Genomic DNA, 17,633 nt, shown 5'->3' with positions numbered 1-17,633 from the left:
GAACCGGTACTCTGGGAAAGTCGCTACAAGTCCAGCGTGGTTGAGTCAGACGCCTACCTGCTTGCCTGCTGTCGCTACATCGAGCTGAACCCGGTTCGAGCCCGTATCGTTGCTGAGGCGGGTGATTATCCCTGGTCTAGCTATCGGATGCGGGTAACGGATCAGGCTGACAGCGATTGGCTGGACATGGATCCTTGCTTCGTCGCACTTGGGGATACGCCTGAAAAGCGTCGCATCCGCTATACAGAATTCATCCGCCAAGCCGTTCCATCAAGCGAAATTGATTTGATTCGTGCAGCACTGCAGAGGGGACAGCTAACCGGCAGTGCTCGTTTCGTGGATGAAATAGAAAGAATCCAAGGGCTGCGGGTTGAGCTACGAGGTCAGGGCAGGCCCAAGCGACAGTCCAGAAAATAAATCTGTCCCCTTTTTGTCCCACAAGCGACAGTCCAGAAAATAAATCTGTCCCCTTTTTGTCCCAGCCATGCGACGTGCCGCCGGGAGGAAAACGGGGACCGAGGAAAACGGGGACAGATTTATTTCCCCCGCAAGTGCGGTTAACACGCCAACCGTAACGAGAAAGGCCAGTCATCCGACTGGCCTTTTTCATGATGCTCCCGTGGGGCACCCGGGCGGGTTGCCTGGTGGGAGCGAAGGTCTGCTAGAAGCGGAACGCCTGGCGGCCGATTAGCAGCCACTTGCCGTCCTGTTTCTGCCAGATCTGGAAGTTCTCGATCTCGGTCGGCACGATGCCTTTCTCCTTGCTGATGGCCTGGGCCGAGAAGTGGTGGCGCACCATCGCCACGTCACCGGACAGGGTGATTTTCTGGTTGAGCATCTTCAGCTCCTTGAATGCGCTCTTGCCGGTCTCGATGTCCGAGATGAACGCCTTCTTGTCCTGGATGTTACCGCTGGAATGGCCGTAGGTGAGGTTGTCTGCGGTCAGCGTTTCAAGCTGCGCGATGTCCTTGTGCAGCATGGCCTGGGTGAGCTTGTCGACGGCCGCAGCCACGTCGCTCTCATCGGCAGGGGCTGCCGCCACATAGCCAGTGAACAGGCACAGAAAACCTACCAGCACTACCAGCAGTTTTAGTTTCTTCATGTACAGAACCCTTTTTTTGTAATTGTTGGGAGCAGCGGCATAGTGCCGTCGACGAATCGTACGTCGTCGTACAACTTAGCCTATTTGGTGCCGATGGCAAGGGGCAGGATTCTCTTAGGGCACTGCCTACTCCCTCCGCAGCATGGATTATGGCTGCTTCAAGAGGCCCACGCCCCGCCCAGGAGGCCGGGGCAGCCCCGACTGTGGTCGTATTTCTTGGCGGCAATTCGTCCAGCCATGGGCGGCAACTACTCGCGTTCGGCGCCCAGCGCCAGCTGTTTGGCCCATTGCCATAGGTAGGCCAGGATCGGGTCTTGCTGCGCAGATTTACGCGGGCGTTGCGCAGTACGCTGGTTGATTGTCAGCAGCTGGATAAGCGGCTTCTCATCTGAGTCCAGGCGCCGCTGCGCGGAGCAGCGCAATGTCATGGGCGCTCCAGCACTCGGCAGTAGAAGCGCCATTCCGCGTCCAGGGCATGGGCCAGGTTGCTGGCCTGGCGGAAGCCGTGGCGTTCGCCGGGATAGAAATGCGCCTCGGCCTCGATGCCATTGTCTGCGAGGGCGGCGAGCATGGCGCGGGTCTGTTCGGGAACCACCACGGTATCGAGCTCCCCCTGGAAGAAGATCACCGGTACCTGGATACGCTCGGCGTGCAGCAGCGGGGTGCGCTGGCGATAGCGTTCGGCGTCGCGCTGCGGGTCGCCGATCAGCCAGTCGAGGTAGTCGCCCTCGAACTTGTGGGTGGCGTGGGCCAGGGCCACTGGATCGCTGACCCCATACAGGCTGGCCCCGGCGCGAAACACGCCGCCGCGCACCAGCGCGCAGAGGGTGGTGTAGCCGCCGGCGCTGCCACCGCGGATAAAGGCCCTGGCCGGGTCGATCAGCTCGCGTTCGGCCAGGTGCGCGACCACCGCGCAGGCGTCCTCGACGTCCACCACACCCCAGTTGTGCTGCAGTGCCTGGCGATAATTTCTGCCGTAGCCGGTGCTGCCGCGGTAATTGAGGTCGGCGACGGCGAAGCCGCGCTGGGTCCAGTACTGGATGCGCGGATCGAACACCGGGTGGCAGGCCGAGGTCGGCCCGCCGTGGATGAATACCAGCAGCGGCGGCAGGCTTTCGCCCTGCTGCGCGGGGTAGAAGAAGCCATGGGCCTGGCCGTCGCCGCTGGCATAGTGCAGCGGCTGTGGCTGGCTGATCCGCTCGGGCGGCAGTGGCGAGCGGCCGCCGGCGAGTACCCTGACCTGGCCGTCGTCACGACGGATCGCCAATACGGCGGACGACGCCAGCGGGTTGGCGGCGATGACGTAGAGGTGATCGCAATCCACGGCCAGGCTGCGAAAGCGGCTGTAGGCGCTGGCATGGTGCTGCAGGCTGCCATCCTCCAGGCGCATGCCCAGGCGGCTGTAGCCGTCCTCGAACCAGCTGGCCAGGTAGCTTTCCGGGCCGAGGGGTATCCAGCTGCAGGCGCCGAGCTGCCAGGGGGCTCCGGCGTGATCGGCGGCTGCAGCGGGCAGTGCCTGCCAGGCGCCTTCGCGCTCGCCCCAGGGTTGCCAGAAACCGTTGCGGTCGGACAGGCAGTACAGGCGGCCACTGGCGTCGAAACCGGGCTGCTGCAGGGCCTGCTCCTCGCCCGTGTCGCCCGCCACGCAGCGTACCTCGCCCCAGCTGCCGTCGGCCTGCAGGCGGGCATGGTAGAGGCGCGTGGCGGTCCAGGGTTGGGCCGGACGCTGCCACTGGATCCAGGCCAGCTGCCGGCCATCCTCGCTGAGCACCGGCGCGGCATAGAAGTCGGCGCCTTCGAAGAGCACGCTGCGGCTGCCGTCGCCCAGGCCGATGGCCACCAGGCGATGTTCGACCCGCTCGTCGGTGTGGCTCTCCTCGACCGCCAGCACCTGCTCACCGGCCTGCAGCAGATCGCCGTAGCGGCGCTCGCCCTGGGTCACCGCGCGGGGCGTGCCGCCAGTCAGGGGCTGCAGGTAGAGCTGCTGGTCGGCGTCATTGACGAACACCAGGCTGTCGCGGCCCAGGCAGAAGGCGCCACCACCGTATTCGTAGACCCGGCTGCGCGCGGAAAAGCCGTCCGGGGTCAGGCATTGCGCGTCCGCCCCGCGCCACAACCACAGGCGGCAGCTGCCGTCCGCGGGGTCGAAGGCATTCCACACCAGGCCGGCGGGGCCAGCCCGCAATTCGGCAAAGTCGCCGGCGGCGGCTACCGCCTCGGCGGCGCTCAGGGGCTCAACTCTTGGCGATGAGGTGCGAGTTTCGTTCATTGCGAAAGGCCAGGTCGGTGATGGATTGGGTGGCGTGCTCGGCTTCTGCGCGGGCGGCGAGGATCACGCCGTGACGGTCGGATTTGCTGCACACCGGGTCGGCATTGCTGGCATCGCCGGTGAGCATGAAGGCCTGGCAGCGGCAGCCGCCGAAGTCCTTTTCCTTTTCATCGCAGGAGCGGCACGGCTCGGGCATCCAGGCAAAGCCGCGAAAGCGGTTGAAGCCGAACGAGTCGTACCAGATGTGCTGCAAGCTGTGCTCGCGCACGTTGGGAAAGGCGATGGGCAACTGCCGCGCGCCATGGCAGGGCAGGGCGGTGCCGTCCGGGGTAACGGTCAGGAAAATACTGCCCCAGCCATTCATGCAGGCCTTGGGGCGCTCTTCGTAGTAATCAGGGGTGACGAAGATCAGCTTGCACGGGTTGCCTTCGGCCTTGAGTCGCTCCCGGTAGTCGTTGGTGACGCGTTCGGCCCGCTGCAGCTGCTCGCGGGTGGGCAGCAGGCCTGCGCGGTTGAGCTGCGCCCAGCCATAGAATTGGCAGGTGGCCAGTTCCACGAAGTCTGCCTCGAGGGCAAGGCACAGCTCGATGATGCGGTCGGTGCGGTCGATGTTGTGGCGGTGGGTGACGAAGTTCAGCACCATCGGGTAGCCGTGGGCCTTGACCGCGCGGGCCATCTCCAGCTTCTGGGCGAAGGCTTTCTTCGAGCCGGCCAGCAGGTTGTTGACCTGCTCGTCGCTGGCTTGAAAGCTGATCTGGATATGATCCAGGCCGGCCTGTTTGAATGCGGCTATCTTCTGCTCGGTGAGGCCGATGCCGGAGGTGATCAGGTTGGTGTAGTAGCCCAGCCGGCGAGCTTCGCCGATCAGCTCGGTAAGGTCCTGGCGTACCAGGGGCTCGCCACCGGAAAAGCCGATCTGCGCTGCGCCCATTTCCCGCGCCTCGGCCATTACCTTGAACCACTGCGCGGTGCTCAGCTCCTCGCCCTGCCTGGCGAAGTCCAGGGGGTTGGAACAGTAGGGGCACTGCAGCGGGCAGCGGTAGGTGAGTTCGGCCAGCAGCCACAGGGGCAGGCCGACCGGCACCTCAGGCGAGGGTGATCCAGTGCTCGCCACGGGCCACCTCCATGAATTGCTCGATGTCGTCGCCGACTTCGGGCGCGTCGGGGAACTGCTGTTGCAGCTGCTCGATGATGGCCGCGACGCTGCGCTGGCCATCGATCAGCCCGCCGATCAGGCCGGCGCTGTCGTTGAGCTTGATCATGCCCTCGGGGTAGAGCAGCACATGGCCCTGCTGGGCCGGCTCGTACTGGAAGCGGTAGCCGGGACGCCAGCTGGGCACGCGGTTGCGGTCGAAGCTCATAGGGCGATCCCCTTGTGCCATACCCGTTCCGGGGTCACGGTGTGATAAGGCGGGCGGTTCAGCTCGTAGGCCATGCTCATGGCATCGAGCATGCTCCACAGGATGTCCAGCTTGAACTGCAGGATTTCCAGCATGCGCTGCTGGCTGGCGTGGCTGGTGTAGTGGCGCAGGGTGATCTCCAGGCCGTGTTCCACGTCGCGCCTGGCCTGGCCGAGGCGGGTACGGAAGTACTGGTAGCCGGCCGGATCGATCCACGGGTAATGCTGCGGCCAGCTGTCCAGGCGCGATTGGTGGATCTGCGGGGCGAACAGCTCGGTCAGCGAGCTGCTGGCGGCTTCCTGCCAACTGGCGCGGCGGGCGAAGTTGACGTAGGCGTCCACGGCGAAGCGCACGCCGGGCAACACCAATTCCTGGGAGCGCAGCTGATCCGGGTCGAGGCCCACCGCCTGGCCCAGGCGCAGCCAGGCTTCGATGCCGCCGTCCTCGCCGGGAGCGCCGTCGTGGTCGAGCAGGCGCTGGATCCACTCGCGGCGCACCTCGCGATCCGGGCAGTTGGCCAGGATCGCGGCATCCTTCATGGGGATGTTGACCTGATAGTAGAAACGGTTGGCCACCCAGCCCTGGATCTGTTCGCGGCTAGCACGGCCTTCGTACATCGCCACGTGGTAGGGGTGGTGGATGTGGTAGTAGGCGCCCTTGGCGCGCAGGGCCTGCTCGAATTCGCTGGGGGACATCGCTAGCGCGTCGCTCATGGGGGCTCCTTACAGCTCGATGCTCATGCCGTCGTAGGCGACTTCCACGCCGCGGCGCTGGACCTCGGCGCGTTCCGGCGATCGCTCGTCGAGGATCGGATTGGTGTTGTTGATGTGGATAAGCACCTTGCGCTGGCGCGCGAACCCGTCGAGCACTTCGAGCATGCCGCCCGGCCCGTTCTGCGCCAGGTGGCCCATCTCCCGGCCCGTGCGGGTGCCGACGCCACGGCGCTGCATTTCGTCGTCGTCCCACAGCGTGCCGTCGACCAGCAGGCAGTCGGCACTGTGCATCATGCGCAGCAGCTCGTCGTCGACCTGGCCCAGGCCGGGGGCGTAGAACAGCGTGCCGCCGGTGCGGGTGTCCTCGACCAGCAAGCCCAGGTTGTCGCCCGGATGCGGGTCGAAGCGGTGCAGCGAATAGGGTGGCGCGGCGCTGCGCAGGGCAAAGGGGGTGAAGCTGAGATTGGGGCAGGCGTCGATGACGAAGCTGCCGTCGAGGGCGATGCGCTGCCACTGCAGGCCGCCGTTCCAGTGGCTGAGCATGGGAAACAGCGGAAAGCCCGTGCTCAGGTCCTGGTGGACCATTTCGGTGCACCACACCTGGTGTGGGCAGCCTTCGCGCAGGCTGAGCAGGCCAGTGGTGTGGTCGATCTGGCTGTCGAGCAGCACGATGGCATCGATGCCGGTATCACGCAGCGCGCGGGCCGGCTGCAGCGGCGCGAAGGCCTGCAGCTGGGCACGGATATCCGGGGAGGCGTTGCACAGGATCCAGTGCTCGCCGTCATCGGAAAGGGCGATCGACGACTGGGTTCGCGCCGTGGCGCGCAGGCTGCCCTCGCGATAACCCTTGCAGTTGGCGCAGTTGCAGTTCCACTGGGGAAAGCCGCCACCGGCCGCGGAACCGAGAATCTGGATGTACATGGCCTCTCCATGTCCTGGAAACGATGACGCCCCGGCAGGCCGGGGCGTCGCATCACTGGAGTGCTCAGCGGTTGGCGAAGTACATGGTGACTTCGAAACCGATGCGCAGGTCAGTGTAAGCAGGCTTGGTCCACATGGCGTTGCTCCTTCCGGTTGGGTGCCGAGAAACGGGTCGGGGTATGCAGGCTGGCGCCGCCTGGCCTTGTTCCTTGCGGATCGGGTTGGCGGGCTCCGGCTCCTTATTGGGCGTCATCTGCCCCGGGAGGTTCCACCTGACGAAGGTTGCAGGATCTTGCAGACGGCGTGGTCGGAGCAGCTGACGGCTCAGGATGCCCGCGCCCACGGCCAGCGGTCGGGCGGTGTTGCCTGGTTGGCCAGGCACAGCCAGCCGTAGTGGGCGTCGAGCAACTGGCCCAGCAGCGCATCCAGGTGATCCTGCTCGGTATCGAGGATGGCGCGGCGTAGCCGTGGCAAGGCAGGCTCTTCACCGGCCAGCCGGGTCTGCCAGGCCCACTCGGCCACTTCGGCATTGCCCATGGCCGGCTCGTCGAACTGCTCGGCCAGTTGCTGGCGGGCAAGGGGATCGAGGCGCACGCCCTCGCCGAGCAGCGTCAGCAAGTGGCCCAGCAATTCGCCATGGCCGGTTTGCGGGGATTGCACGCCAAACAGCAGTCCGCCATAGCCGGCGACCTGGCGGAAGCCGCTGAACACCGCATAGCCGAGCTGCAGCTCGACGCGCAGCCGCTGATACACCGGCCCTTGCAGCAGGTGCCCGAGCAGGCGACCAGCGGCCTGCAGCTCGGGCGGCAGCGGGCAGAACAGCAGCAGCGCGGCTTGTTCGCCGGGCGCATCGACCGACAGCCAGTGCCGCTCTGCCAGGTAAGGCGCTGGGTCCGGCCTGTGCGGCTGGCCCATGATGCCGTGCAGGGCGGCGCCGAGCGCGCCGTAGCGGGCCTCGTCGAAACCGACGGCCAGGCCCTGCCAGCGGGCTTGCTGCCAGAGCCCGTCGAGCAGCGTCTGGTCGAGGATACAGGCCGGTTGCGGTGTCGCGGCGCTGGCCTGCAGGGCACCTGGTAGCGCGTCGAGCAGAGCGCGGATCGGCATCTGCGGGGGCCGTTCGCCGACCTCCCCGTGCCAATCTTCGGCAGCCGGGCGGCTCAGCCGCTGCAGGGCTTCGCCGCTGGCGCGGATCACCGCGTCTGGGAGGCCGCTGACCTGCAGTTGCCAGTACTCGCCAGCGGCGGTAAAGCTCAGCTGCACCGCGGCCTGCTCGGCACGTTCGCGCAAGCTGACCAGGGCTCGCTCGGCGATCACTTGGAAGCGCTGGCGCAGCGGCGAACCGATATGCCAGCGCAGGTAGAGAGCTGCGAATTGGCGGCAGGCCGGCAGGCCGTGGTCGATGACCAGGCCGGCGGGCAGCGGCGCATGGGACTCCAACAGCTTGGTCAGCAGCGGCTCGTCCGCGGGCAGCTGCCAGCTGCCAAGGTTACGCCGCGGCAGGTCATCGAGCAGGGCGTCCAGAGCCGCCAGGGCCGACTGGTCGAGTGCTTGCAGGGGCTGCCCGGCGCTGTCGCGGCGCGCCAGTTGCAGGGCGCTGGCAGCCAGGGCGCATTGCATTTGCCGGTCGCCAAAGGTGGCGTTGAGGCGTTGCAAATCCTGTTGGCGGATAAAGCCCAGCCAGCCCTCCAGCAAGTGCTTTACCTGACTCGGGCTGGCCGCGGCAGTCAGGTGCAGCTCGATGTGCCAGAGCAACTGGCCGGCGTTGGCATACAAGGGCTGGGCCGAGCAGGCCTGCAGCCAGCCACGTCGCCGCAGCTTGGCCTGCCAGCCGCCTGGGCGGTTGTCACGCAGCAGGCCGAGCAGCAACTCCAGCGCCTGCAGCGCACCCGCCGGCAAGGCCTCGTGGGCAAACAGCAGGTCGCAATGGGGGGCGGGCGCCCGGCGCAAACGCAATGGGCCGTCGCGTAGCGGCGCTGGCGTTTCAGGGAGCAGGCGGGTTCCGTAGGGGAACAGTGCGGCGTGGCGGCAGGCCAGCTGCTCCAGTTCATCCAGCGATTGTGGCCCGGTGAGGCTCAGGGTGATCTGCCCACCCTGGTAGAAGCGCCGGTAGTAGCCCCGCAAGGCCTGCTGGAAGGCGGGGGCCTGCAGCGGCAGGCTGTAGCGGTTGCCGGCCTGGAAGCCACTCAGCGGATGGCGTGGCGACACTGCCTGCAGCAGGGCGAAGCGCCGTTGCGCCTGGTGATCCCGTGACCACGCGATGAACTCGGCGTGGATCACCTCACGCTCGCGTCGCTGGCGCTGCAGGTCCAGCTGCGGGGCAGCGAGCATGTCGCACAGCCGCAACAGCGCGCCATCCAGGCCAGCGGGCGGCACCTCGAAAAAGAAGTCGGTATGGCGCTCCGCGGTACTGGCATTGACCTCGCCACCCAGGCCCTGGACGTGACGCATCAGGCCGTCCGCCAGCGCAAAGCGCGCGGTGCCGAGAAACAGCAGGTGCTCCAGGAAATGCGCCAGCCCGGGCCAGCACGCCGGCGCATCGTGGCTGCCGGCATGGACGCGCAGGGCCGCGGCGCTGCGCTTGAGGTGCGGCGCATGGCGCAGGTTCAGCTGCAGGCCCTTGGCGAGGCTGAGGTGGCGGGTGGTGCGGGGCATGGGGTCTCCATTGTCCTGGCCGTCAGCCTAGCAGACCGTCGAAAGCCCGTCGGCGTTGCCACCTGTTGGGTAGATGTAGACACGGATATGGCCATGGATTTCGCGAATAAAGCTGATTCGCTCTTTGCCGCTTGTGCCCAGCCCTGGACGCGGTCAGGGGGCAAGGGGAAGGATGCTGATAAGTCCCCAAAAGGCTTATGAAAAATCAGCTGGACGACCTGAATAAGCCTGCAAGGCATTTTCCCAAAGACTTCCCACGACCCGAGCAAGTCACCTGAGGGCCCTTATGAGCCGCGTCAGTGCCTGGCGCATGGGTACCAGGCTTGGGCATAGCTATGCTCAGCAGGGCTTACACCAAGCATTGGATCGACCCGGGTAGATCGCTGGTTTTTTTCAGTGAGCGCCGAGTGCGCGCTATGCGGGCTCATTGGCTATCGTGTGGTTAGGCTTTCATTGATCCTGATTTGAATCTTATTGTCACTGCGGATGCTCCGCTCGCTTTTGCCATCGAGAACCCTATGCGCATACCTCTTTCGTTCGCCGTGACTCCGCTGGCCATCGTTTGCTCAATGTCGGCGTCTGCCGAGAAAATTGACTATGACCACCAGGAAAAGTGGACGCCACCACCCGCCATCGCCCAATCTCCTGTGGACATTCGCTCCGATATGGCAATCGAGGGGGATCCCGAGGAATCGCAAGAAATCGCCTTACGCAATACCGAGGCAGCCCTCAAGGTGGTTGATAACGGCCATGCCGTTGAGGTGGAAACCAACGGGCCTGATGCAAGGATTCGCGGGCGCCATTTCGAGCTTGCACAGTTCCACTTCCATGCGATGAGCGAGCACACCTTCAATGGACAGTCGTTTCCGATGGAGGGGCATTTTGTGTTCAAGGCCAAGAATGGGCGGCTTGCGGTGATTGGTGTGATGTACCGCGAAGGCGAACCAAACCGCTTGGCTGGTGAGGTTCTCGATGCGCTTGAAGGCGCCCACGGTGGCGAAATCGAAAGGGAGGATATAGCCGTGATGCTCCCCGCGAACAGGAGCTACCATCATTATCTCGGCTCGCTCACCACGCCTCCTCTGACTGAGAACGTCGAGTGGTACGTCATGGACACGCCGGTCACTTTGTCGAAGGCGCAGATCGCAAGTTTCAATGCGCGTTATAGCCATAACAACCGTAAGATCCAGCCGCTCAATGGCCGGCCGCTGGTGCGTTACGTCCAGCAGTGAGTTGTGCGCCTTGATGAGACCTTGAAAGGGTTCACGTGGCGATAGCGCTCTGGCGTAAACAAGCTCCCCAGTGTTTCTGTTTCAGGGTATCGCCAGCGTGGTCGGCCAGTTCGATGAGACCGCTAAAAGCAATAGAATTCATGGCCATGGCCATCGTTGCCACTAGCGTGCCGCATATAAAATGTCGCTCGCACCCTGTGCGGTAGGCGTACCACTTGGGGCCAAAGCGTTCAGCCAAGCCCGTGGCTGACCACAACCTGAGACAGGCCAGTCAGCACTCAGGGCCTGCAGGCGCACCATTTGCTGCCGCTCGGCATCCAGCTCCAGCTTTTTCACCTGCTCGCGCAGGCCGGCCAGAGCCGAATCCTGGCTAGCCTGGTTGCGCCAGGCCTGGCGTATTGCACGCAATGGCTTCACCACTTCGCGTTGCCAGGGCTCGGCGATGCTGCGCAGCTGGGCTTCGCGATGGGGCGCGTGGGCCACACCACGGCTGTCCAGCCACAGCCCGCACAGAACCAGACAGACATCTGCGCCGGCGGCCTGCAGTTCCAGGCAGGCGGCTTCCACGCCTGGGCGGGCGTAGAGAGTGGTGGCGAAGGTCCACAGGTCAGCGCTCATGCGTGCTCCGAGTATGCGGCGGGGGACTCTGGTAGAATCCGCCGCCATTATGATCCGACTCCAGAATCTTACCCTACAGCGTGGCCCTCAGCGTTTGCTCGAGAACGCCGAGCTGACCCTGCACGCCGGTCACAAGGCCGGTCTGATCGGTGCCAATGGTGCTGGCAAGTCCAGTCTGTTCGCGTTGCTGCGCGGCGAGTTGACGCCCGATTCCGGCGACTGCCTGCTGCCCGGTGACTGGCGCATCGCCCATATGCGCCAGGAGGTCGACACCCTCGACCGCCTGGCCGTGGACTATGTGCTCGATGGCGACCACAACCTGCGCCGCGTGCAGGCCGAGCTGGCCGCTGCCGAGCAGGGCCATGACGGCGCCGCCATCGCCCGCCTGCACAGCGAGCTGGACAGCGCCGACGGCTACACCGCCGATGCCCGGGCGCGCAAGCTGCTGGCCGGCCTGGGTTTCGACAACGCGCAGATGGATCGCCGCGTCGGCGACTTTTCCGGTGGCTGGCGCATGCGCCTGAACCTGGCCCAGGCGCTGATGTGCCCGTCCGACCTGCTGCTGCTCGACGAGCCGACCAACCACCTGGATCTGGATGCGATCCTGTGGCTCGAAGGCTGGCTGCAGAGCTACCCCGGCACCTTGCTGCTGATTTCCCACGACCGCGATTTCCTCGATGCAGTGGTCGATCACGTCGCCCATGTCGAGCAGCGCAAGCTGACTCTGTACCGCGGCGGCTACTCGGCGTTCGAACGCACCCGCGCCGAACGTCTGGCCCAGCAGCAGCAGGCCTACGAGAAGCAGCAGGCGCAGCGCGCGCACATGGAAAAGTACATCGCCCGCTTCAAGGCCCAGGCCACCAAGGCCCGCCAGGCGCAGAGCCGGATCAAGGCCCTGGAGCGCATGGAGGAACTGAGCGCGGCCCATGTCGACTCGCCCTTCGATTTCGTGTTTCGCGAGGCGGACAAGATCTCCACGCCGCTGCTCAGCCTCAGCGAAGGCCGCCTGGGCTACGGCGACAAGACCATCCTGCAGCAGGTCAAGCTGAGCCTGGTGCCCGGCGCGCGCATCGGCCTGCTCGGCCCCAACGGCGCGGGCAAGTCGACGCTGATCAAGAATCTCTCGGCAGAGCTGCAACCCTTGAGCGGCAGCCTGACCCGCGGCGAGAACCTGGTGATCGGCTATTTCGCCCAGCACCAGCTCGATGCCCTGGACGACAAGGCCAGCCCGTTGCTGCACCTGCAGCGCATCGCGCCGACCGAGCGTGAGCAGACCCTGCGCGACTTCCTTGGCGGCTTCGATTTCCGTGGGCCGCGCTGCGACGAGCCGGTGGTCAATTTTTCCGGTGGCGAGAAAGCCCGCCTGGCTCTGGCCCTGATCGCCTGGGGCAAGCCCAACCTGCTGCTGCTCGACGAGCCGACCAACCACCTCGACCTGGAAATGCGCCTGGCGCTGACCATGGCCCTGCAGGAATTCGCCGGCGCCGTGGTGGTGGTCTCCCACGACCGGCACCTGCTCAAGAGCACCACCGACGAGTTCCTGCTGGTGGCCGATGGCCGCGTCGCACCGTTCGAGGGTGACCTGGAGGATTACGCCCGTTGGCTGGTCGACTATCGTCAACGTCAGGCCGCACCGGTCGCCGCCGCGCCAGCTGCAGGTGCCGGCAACGACAAACGTGGCCAGCGCCAGGCCGCTGCCGCGCTGCGCCAGCAGCTGGCACCGCACAAGAAGGCGGCGGACAAGCTGGAGGCCGAGCTGGGCCAGGTACAGGGCAAGCTCGCCAGTCTCGAAGAGCGCCTGGGCGACAGCGCCCTCTATGAAGCCGCGCGCAAGGACGAATTGCGCCAGGCCCTGGCCGAGCAGGCCACGCTGAAGAGCCGCGAGTCCGAGCTGGAAGAGCAGTGGCTCGAAGCGCTGGAGACCCTGGAAACCCTGCAACAGGAACTGGAGGCAATAGGTTGAATTTCGACGTTATCGATCTGGCCTGGCTCGCAGCCTGGAGCCAGCCGCTGATGCGCACCGGGCAGGTCATTCTGATCCTGGCCCTGGCCTGGCTGGCGCAGCGTATCCTCACCCGCGGCATCACCCGCCTGGGCCAGCGTTATCCGCAGTTGCCGGCAGAATTGCTGGTGCCGTTGCGCGGCCTGACCCGCTGGCTGATCCTGGGCAGCGCCTTCATGCTGGTGCTTGAACGCCTGGGCGTGTCGGCGCAGGTACTGTGGGGCGCCCTCACCGGTTTCGTGGCGGTTGCCGCCATCGCGTTCTTCGCCATCTGGAGCGTATTGTCCAACCTGTTCTGCGCGCTGCTGATCTTTGCCCTCGGGCCGTTCCGCATCGGTGATTGCGTCGAGGTGCTGGAAAGCGCCGACAAGCCAGGCGTGCGTGGCCGGGTGCTGGACATCAACCTGTTCTACACCACCCTGGAAGACCTGACCGGCGATGCACCTGGCACCTGGGTGCAGATTCCCAACAGCCTGTTCTTCCAGAAGGCCGTGAGGCGCTGGCGCAATGGCGATGTACCGGCGGCGCGCAAGATCGAACCCTGATCCGAAGCCCCTGGGAGCCGATTCAGCCGGGGGGGGGAATGGCGGTGTGTTCGCCGCCGAGCCCGCCTTGGCAATTGGGATGCGTGCAATCGCTGCGAGAGCGTCAGCAAGCCCTGACGCGATGACGCAATTCAGGTAATTTCGACTTTTCTACAAACCCGCCTCGAGGTCGCCATCATGGCTCTGGAAACCTGGCTCGCTTTTCTCGTTGCCTGCTGGCTGATCAGCCTGTCGCCGGGGGCCGGGGCTATCGCCTCGATGTCGGCCGGGTTGCAGTACGGCTTCTGGCGCGGTTACTGGAACGCCCTGGGCCTGCAGCTCGGCCTGGCGCTGCAGATCGCCATCGTCGCGGCGGGCGTCGGGGCCATTCTGGCGACTTCGGCACTGGCCTTCACCCTGATCAAATGGTTCGGCGTGGTGTACCTGCTGTACCTCGGCTGGTGCCAGTGGCGAGCCTTGCCTGCCGATATGAACGTCAGCGGCGAACGGCCCATCGGCCGACCGCTGAGCCTGGTGCTGCGCGGCTTTCTGGTGAATTTCGGCAACCCCAAAGCGATCGTGTTCATGCTCGCGGTGCTGCCGCAGTTCATCAATCCCCATGCACCGCTGACCGAGCAGTACCTGATCATCGGCGCGACCATGGTCACCGTCGACCTGATCGTCATGGCCGGCTATACCGGCCTGGCTGTGCGGGCGCTGCGCCTGCTGCGCACGCCACGCCAGCAGCGCCTCATGAACCGCAGCTTCGGTGCACTGTTCGTCGGTGCTGCGGCATTGCTGGCTACCGTGCGACGCGCACCGGTTTAAACATGCGTGTCTGGATCGACGCCGATGCCTGCCCACGGCTGGCGCGGGATCAGGTGGCCAAGTTCGCCCTCAAGCGCGGTTTCGAGGTGGTGCTGGTTGCCGGGCAGGCCGTGGCGCGACCGAACTTCGCCTGCGTGAAGCTGATCGTGGTGCCCAGCGGTCCTGATGCGGCCGATGATTACCTGGTGGAGCACGCCGTGCCCGGCGAGCTGGTGATCTGCAGCGACGTGCCCCTGGCCGATCGGCTGGTCAAGAAGGGCGTGCTGGCGCTGGACCCGCGCGGCCGGGAGTTCGACGAGCGCAACATGGGCGAGCGCCTGGCGGTACGCAACCTGTTCACCGACCTGCGTGAGCAGGGGCAGGTCGGCGGCGGTCAGGCCAGTTATGGCGACAAGGATCGCCAGGCCTTTGCCAACTCCCTGGATCGCTTGCTGACGCGCCTGTCACGGGGTTAGCTGAAGCTGTGGCCCGGGTGGAGCAAAGTGATACCCGGGCGGCCAGGTCAGGCTACGGCGCGCGTACTTGATTGATGGGCTGCGCCCATCCTACGGCTCTGAGTGCTCAGCGTTTTGGTCACCCATGTGGGAACGGGCGGGGAAGCCCCAGTCCATGCCCGTGATTTCGCGCGCATGGCGCGCTCCCACATGGGTTCGTGGCTGGTACGCGGCCTGGGCACTGATGGGCTGGCGCCCATCCTAGGCTCGGTCGCTGATGCAACTGGGGCGTCACTCGTGGGTCATTTCCAGCACCCGATCCACCAGCTTGTTGATGCCCGAGGCCGCTTCGGCGATGGACTTGGCGAGCATGTACGCCGGGGTGGTCACCAGCTTGCGCGCAGTGTCTTCGACGATATCCTCGACGTGGCATTCGACATGCTCGGCGCCCATCTTGCCCAGTGCGGCGGCGGTCTCGGCGTCCGTACCGATGGTGCAGGTGACGCCGGCGCCGAAAATGCGCGCGGCCATGGCCGGGGCGATGCAGATCAGGCCGATCGGCTTGGCGGCGTTGACGAACGACTGGGCAGCGGCCAGCACGTCGGCCTGCACGCTGCAGTCGGCGCCCTTGCTGGCGAAGTCGCAGAGGTTCTTGGCAGCGCCGAAGCCGCCCGGCACGATCAGCGCATCGAAGTCGTCGGCACGCAGCTCGCGCACGTCCTTGACGTTGCCGCGGGCGATGCGCGCCGACTCCACCAGCACGTTACGGGCCGGTTGCATCTCTTCGCCCTTGAGGTGGTTGATCACGTGGGCCTGGTCGATATCGGGTGCGAAGCACTGGACCTGGACACCACGCTGATCGAGGCGCAGCAGGGTGATCACGCTTTCGTGGATCTCCGAGCCGTCGTAGACGCCGCAACCGGCAAGGATCACTGCAACTTTCTTGTTCATCGACCAACTCCTGATGAAAGGCAAACCCTCGCATGGCATGGATGAACGAGGGCTTGCTTGAGAAAACCTGTCTTGGCTTATGACTGGCCGGTCAGCCAATTGTTACAGCCTTTTGAACCTGACGCGCGCATTGGTAAAGCCTAGGGGCTCAGCACTCTCGCTGTCTACGGCGGTACAGCCAGACGCCCAGGCCGATCACCAGCAGGGCGCCGAACAGGTAGGCCTGTATCTCGTGCAATTCGCCGAGCAGGCCCTCCAGGGCGCGACCGAGCTTGTAGGCCAGGGTACCGAGCGCGATGGCCCAGATCGCCGCGCCAATGGCGTCGAGAATTACATAGCGGCGGCGTGGGTAGCCGGAAATACCGATGGCCAGCGGCATTACCGTGCGCATGCCGTAGAAGAAGCGAAAGCCCAGTACCCACAGATCGGGGTGGCGGCGCAGGTACACCAGTGCCTTGTCGCTCAGCGCCTGCCACTTGGGGCGACGCTCGAGGATGCGGCGGCCATGCCGGCGACCCAGGTGGAACCACAGCTGGTCGCTGGCATAGGTGCCGATAAAGGCGAACAGCATCACCAGCTCGATCTGCAGGATGCCGCGCAACGCCAGGTAGGCCGCCAGCAGCAGCGACATTTCGCCCTCGAGAAAGGTGCCCAGCGCCAACGCCGGGTAACCGAAGTGCTGCAGCAAATTTTCCAGCATTGAAAATGACCGTCGAAAATGGGGTGGCAAGGCTACGCCGTTCGACACTCTAAAACAGCATTTGTCGAAAACCTGTGAAATATCCGCGTGCCGGGATTGCTCATAGGGGCCGCGGCTTAACTAGCTTTTTAGCGCGTTCGATGTGCCTTATTGGCTGCGACGCACCGTCGCAGTATTCGTTATGGTCGTCATCATTTAGTCATAATGACGGCTTATAACTGTCACACTTCGCCCGCTGGAGCGGGCCCAGGAGTCTGCCGTGAGCTTTACCCCCGCCAACCGCCTGTTCCCTGCCACCCGCCTGCGTCGCAACCGTCGCGACGATTTCTCCCGGCGTCTGGTGCGCGAGAACGTGCTGACCTGCAACGATCTGATCCTGCCGGTATTCGTGCTCGATGGCGAGAATCAGCGTGAGGCGGTGGCGTCCATGCCGGGCGTCGAGCGGCTGTCCATCGACCTGCTGCTGCAGGAGGCGGAAAAATGGGTGGCCTTGGGCATTCCGGCGCTGGCGCTGTTTCCGGTCACCCCGGCGGACAAGAAAACCCTCGATGGCCGTGAAGCCTGGAACCCGGACGGCATCGCCCAGCGCGCCACCCGTGCGTTGCGTGCGCGCTTCCCCGAGCTGGGGGTGATTACCGACGTGGCGCTGGATCCGTTCACCACCCACGGCCAAGACGGCATTCTCGACGAAGAAGGCTACGTGCAGAACGACATCACCGTCGATGCGCTGGTCAAGCAGGCGCTGTCCCATGCCGAGGCGGGCGCCCAGGTGGTGGCCCCGTCGGACATGATGGACGGGCGCATCCAGGCGATCCGTGAAGCGCTGGAGCTGGCCGATCACGTCAACGTGCGGATCATGGCCTACTCGGCCAAGTACGCCAGCGCCTACTACGGCCCGTTCCGCGATGCAGTGGGCTCTTCGCTGAACCTGGGCAAGGCCAACAAGGCGTCCTACCAGATGGACCCGGCCAATAGCGACGAGGCCCTGCACGAGGTCGCCAGCGACCTGGCCGAAGGCGCCGACATGGTCATGGTCAAGCCGGGCATGCCGTATCTGGACATCGTGTCCCGGGTCAAGAGCGAATTCAAGGTGCCGACCTTTGTCTATCAGGTCAGTGGTGAATACGCGATGCACATGGCCGCCATCCAGAATGGCTGGCTGAGCGAGGCAGTGATTCTCGAGTCGCTGACCGCCTGCAAACGAGCGGGTGCCGATGGCATCCTCACCTATTTCGCCGTGCGTGCGGCCGAACTCATACGACAGGGGCAGTAGCCCCTCCAGGGTAA

The 17,633-nt window shown here is 65.1% G+C and carries 19 protein-coding genes; 7 read left to right on the top strand and 12 right to left on the bottom strand.

Annotated features, from left to right (window positions below):
- Positions 1–417 (top strand): transposase (locus BM154_RS08505; protein WP_425272824.1); only part of this gene is annotated, 417 nt, incomplete at its 5' end.
- Between the two features lie 244 nt (positions 418–661).
- On the opposite strand, the gene BM154_RS08500 is transcribed toward BM154_RS08505, so the two are convergent.
- The 9 genes from BM154_RS08500 to pqqF all read right to left on the bottom strand — a co-directional run bounded on the left by BM154_RS08500 (position 662) and on the right by pqqF (position 9,057).
- On the bottom strand, positions 662–1,102 hold the full coding sequence (locus BM154_RS08500) for a nuclear transport factor 2 family protein (protein ID WP_074882261.1): 441 nt from the start codon (positions 1,100–1,102) through the stop codon (positions 662–664).
- 248 nt (positions 1,103–1,350) lie between these two features.
- The gene (locus BM154_RS08495) at positions 1,351–1,530 is read right to left on the bottom strand and encodes a hypothetical protein (protein ID WP_074882259.1); all 180 of its coding nucleotides are present in this window, start codon (positions 1,528–1,530) and stop codon (positions 1,351–1,353) included.
- Positions 1,527–3,371, bottom strand: coding sequence for a S9 family peptidase (locus BM154_RS08490; protein ID WP_074882257.1), 1,845 nt, complete (start codon positions 3,369–3,371; stop codon positions 1,527–1,529). The genes BM154_RS08495 and BM154_RS08490 overlap by 4 nt, the downstream gene beginning before the upstream one ends.
- Positions 3,337–4,485 (bottom strand): pyrroloquinoline quinone biosynthesis protein PqqE, encoded by a 1,149-nt coding sequence (gene pqqE / locus BM154_RS08485; protein WP_074882255.1) that lies wholly within the window; start codon positions 4,483–4,485, stop codon positions 3,337–3,339. The genes BM154_RS08490 and pqqE overlap by 35 nt, the downstream gene beginning before the upstream one ends.
- On the bottom strand, positions 4,457–4,732 hold the full coding sequence (gene pqqD, locus BM154_RS08480) for a pyrroloquinoline quinone biosynthesis peptide chaperone PqqD (protein WP_074882252.1): 276 nt from the start codon (positions 4,730–4,732) through the stop codon (positions 4,457–4,459). The genes pqqE and pqqD overlap by 29 nt, the downstream gene beginning before the upstream one ends.
- Positions 4,729–5,484, bottom strand: a complete 756-nt coding sequence (pqqC, locus tag BM154_RS08475) for a pyrroloquinoline-quinone synthase PqqC (protein WP_074882250.1) — start codon at positions 5,482–5,484, stop codon at positions 4,729–4,731. The genes pqqD and pqqC overlap by 4 nt, the downstream gene beginning before the upstream one ends.
- Positions 5,485–5,493: 9 nt before the next feature.
- Positions 5,494–6,405 (bottom strand): pyrroloquinoline quinone biosynthesis protein PqqB, encoded by a 912-nt coding sequence (gene pqqB, locus BM154_RS08470; RefSeq protein ID WP_074882248.1) that lies wholly within the window; start codon positions 6,403–6,405, stop codon positions 5,494–5,496.
- A gap of 64 nt (positions 6,406–6,469) precedes the next feature.
- A complete protein-coding gene (gene pqqA, locus BM154_RS08465) occupies positions 6,470–6,541 on the bottom strand; it encodes a pyrroloquinoline quinone precursor peptide PqqA (protein ID WP_003243383.1) in 72 nt (23 codons plus the stop codon).
- A gap of 188 nt (positions 6,542–6,729) precedes the next feature.
- Positions 6,730–9,057: a pyrroloquinoline quinone biosynthesis protein PqqF gene (gene pqqF, locus BM154_RS08460; RefSeq protein WP_074882245.1), complete on the bottom strand. Its 2,328-nt coding sequence runs from the start codon at positions 9,055–9,057 to the stop codon at positions 6,730–6,732.
- Between the two features lie 464 nt (positions 9,058–9,521).
- Between pqqF and BM154_RS08455 the strand changes: the two genes are divergently transcribed.
- Positions 9,522–10,289, top strand: coding sequence for a carbonic anhydrase (locus BM154_RS08455; RefSeq protein WP_139225404.1), 768 nt, complete (start codon positions 9,522–9,524; stop codon positions 10,287–10,289).
- Positions 10,290–10,451: 162 nt separating this feature from the next.
- On the opposite strand, the gene BM154_RS08450 is transcribed toward BM154_RS08455, so the two are convergent.
- Entirely contained in the window at positions 10,452–10,907 is a 456-nt protein-coding gene (locus tag BM154_RS08450; RefSeq protein ID WP_074882241.1) for a TIGR02444 family protein, read from the bottom strand.
- Positions 10,908–10,956: 49 nt separating this feature from the next.
- On the opposite strand from BM154_RS08450, the gene BM154_RS08445 reads away from it, so the two are divergent.
- The 4 genes from BM154_RS08445 to BM154_RS08430 all read left to right on the top strand — a co-directional run bounded on the left by BM154_RS08445 (position 10,957) and on the right by BM154_RS08430 (position 14,716).
- Positions 10,957–12,870 (top strand): ATP-binding cassette domain-containing protein, encoded by a 1,914-nt coding sequence (locus BM154_RS08445; RefSeq protein ID WP_074882239.1) that lies wholly within the window; start codon positions 10,957–10,959, stop codon positions 12,868–12,870.
- 50 nt (positions 12,871–12,920) lie between these two features.
- A complete protein-coding gene (locus BM154_RS08440) occupies positions 12,921–13,454 on the top strand; it encodes a mechanosensitive ion channel family protein (RefSeq protein ID WP_074882448.1) in 534 nt (177 codons plus the stop codon).
- A gap of 177 nt (positions 13,455–13,631) precedes the next feature.
- Positions 13,632–14,261, top strand: a complete 630-nt coding sequence (locus BM154_RS08435; RefSeq protein ID WP_074882237.1) for a LysE family transporter — start codon at positions 13,632–13,634, stop codon at positions 14,259–14,261.
- Between the two features lie 2 nt (positions 14,262–14,263).
- Positions 14,264–14,716 (top strand): YaiI/YqxD family protein, encoded by a 453-nt coding sequence (locus BM154_RS08430; protein WP_074882235.1) that lies wholly within the window; start codon positions 14,264–14,266, stop codon positions 14,714–14,716.
- A gap of 270 nt (positions 14,717–14,986) precedes the next feature.
- Here BM154_RS08430 and elbB read toward each other — a convergent pair whose 3' ends face one another.
- Entirely contained in the window at positions 14,987–15,646 is a 660-nt protein-coding gene (elbB, locus tag BM154_RS08425) for an isoprenoid biosynthesis glyoxalase ElbB (RefSeq protein ID WP_074882233.1), read from the bottom strand.
- Between the two features lie 148 nt (positions 15,647–15,794).
- Positions 15,795–16,346, bottom strand: coding sequence for a DedA family protein (locus BM154_RS08420; protein ID WP_074882232.1), 552 nt, complete (start codon positions 16,344–16,346; stop codon positions 15,795–15,797).
- A 259-nt stretch (positions 16,347–16,605) separates the two neighbouring features.
- On the opposite strand from BM154_RS08420, the gene hemB reads away from it, so the two are divergent.
- Positions 16,606–17,619: a porphobilinogen synthase gene (hemB, locus tag BM154_RS08415; protein ID WP_074882230.1), complete on the top strand. Its 1,014-nt coding sequence runs from the start codon at positions 16,606–16,608 to the stop codon at positions 17,617–17,619.
- Positions 17,620–17,633: the final 14 nt, after the last annotated feature.

This window comes from Phytopseudomonas argentinensis, from assembly GCF_900113905.1.
Lineage (GTDB): Bacteria > Pseudomonadota > Gammaproteobacteria > Pseudomonadales > Pseudomonadaceae > Aquipseudomonas > Aquipseudomonas argentinensis.
This window is presented reverse-complemented; position numbering and strand designations above follow the sequence as displayed.

What these genes read in the sequence shown, in the direction of transcription:
- BM154_RS08500 (WP_074882261.1), bottom strand. Translation starts at nt 1,102, where the DNA reads ATGAAGAAACTAAAACTGCTGGTAGTGCTGGTAGGTTTTCTGTGCCTG.
- BM154_RS08495 (WP_074882259.1), bottom strand. Translation starts at nt 1,530, where the DNA reads ATGACATTGCGCTGCTCCGCGCAGCGGCGCCTGGACTCAGATGAGAAG.
- BM154_RS08490 (WP_074882257.1), bottom strand. Translation starts at nt 3,371, where the DNA reads ATGAACGAAACTCGCACCTCATCGCCAAGAGTTGAGCCCCTGAGCGCC.
- pqqD (WP_074882252.1), bottom strand. Translation starts at nt 4,732, where the DNA reads ATGAGCTTCGACCGCAACCGCGTGCCCAGCTGGCGTCCCGGCTACCGC.
- pqqC (WP_074882250.1), bottom strand. Translation starts at nt 5,484, where the DNA reads ATGAGCGACGCGCTAGCGATGTCCCCCAGCGAATTCGAGCAGGCCCTG.
- pqqB (WP_074882248.1), bottom strand. Translation starts at nt 6,405, where the DNA reads ATGTACATCCAGATTCTCGGTTCCGCGGCCGGTGGCGGCTTTCCCCAG.
- pqqF (WP_074882245.1), bottom strand. Translation starts at nt 9,057, where the DNA reads ATGCCCCGCACCACCCGCCACCTCAGCCTCGCCAAGGGCCTGCAGCTG.
- BM154_RS08450 (WP_074882241.1), bottom strand. Translation starts at nt 10,907, where the DNA reads ATGAGCGCTGACCTGTGGACCTTCGCCACCACTCTCTACGCCCGCCCA.
- BM154_RS08445 (WP_074882239.1), top strand. Translation starts at nt 10,957, where the DNA reads ATGATCCGACTCCAGAATCTTACCCTACAGCGTGGCCCTCAGCGTTTG.
- BM154_RS08440 (WP_074882448.1), top strand. Translation starts at nt 12,921, where the DNA reads ATGCGCACCGGGCAGGTCATTCTGATCCTGGCCCTGGCCTGGCTGGCG.
- BM154_RS08435 (WP_074882237.1), top strand. Translation starts at nt 13,632, where the DNA reads ATGGCTCTGGAAACCTGGCTCGCTTTTCTCGTTGCCTGCTGGCTGATC.
- BM154_RS08430 (WP_074882235.1), top strand. Translation starts at nt 14,264, where the DNA reads ATGCGTGTCTGGATCGACGCCGATGCCTGCCCACGGCTGGCGCGGGAT.
- elbB (WP_074882233.1), bottom strand. Translation starts at nt 15,646, where the DNA reads ATGAACAAGAAAGTTGCAGTGATCCTTGCCGGTTGCGGCGTCTACGAC.
- BM154_RS08420 (WP_074882232.1), bottom strand. Translation starts at nt 16,346, where the DNA reads ATGCTGGAAAATTTGCTGCAGCACTTCGGTTACCCGGCGTTGGCGCTG.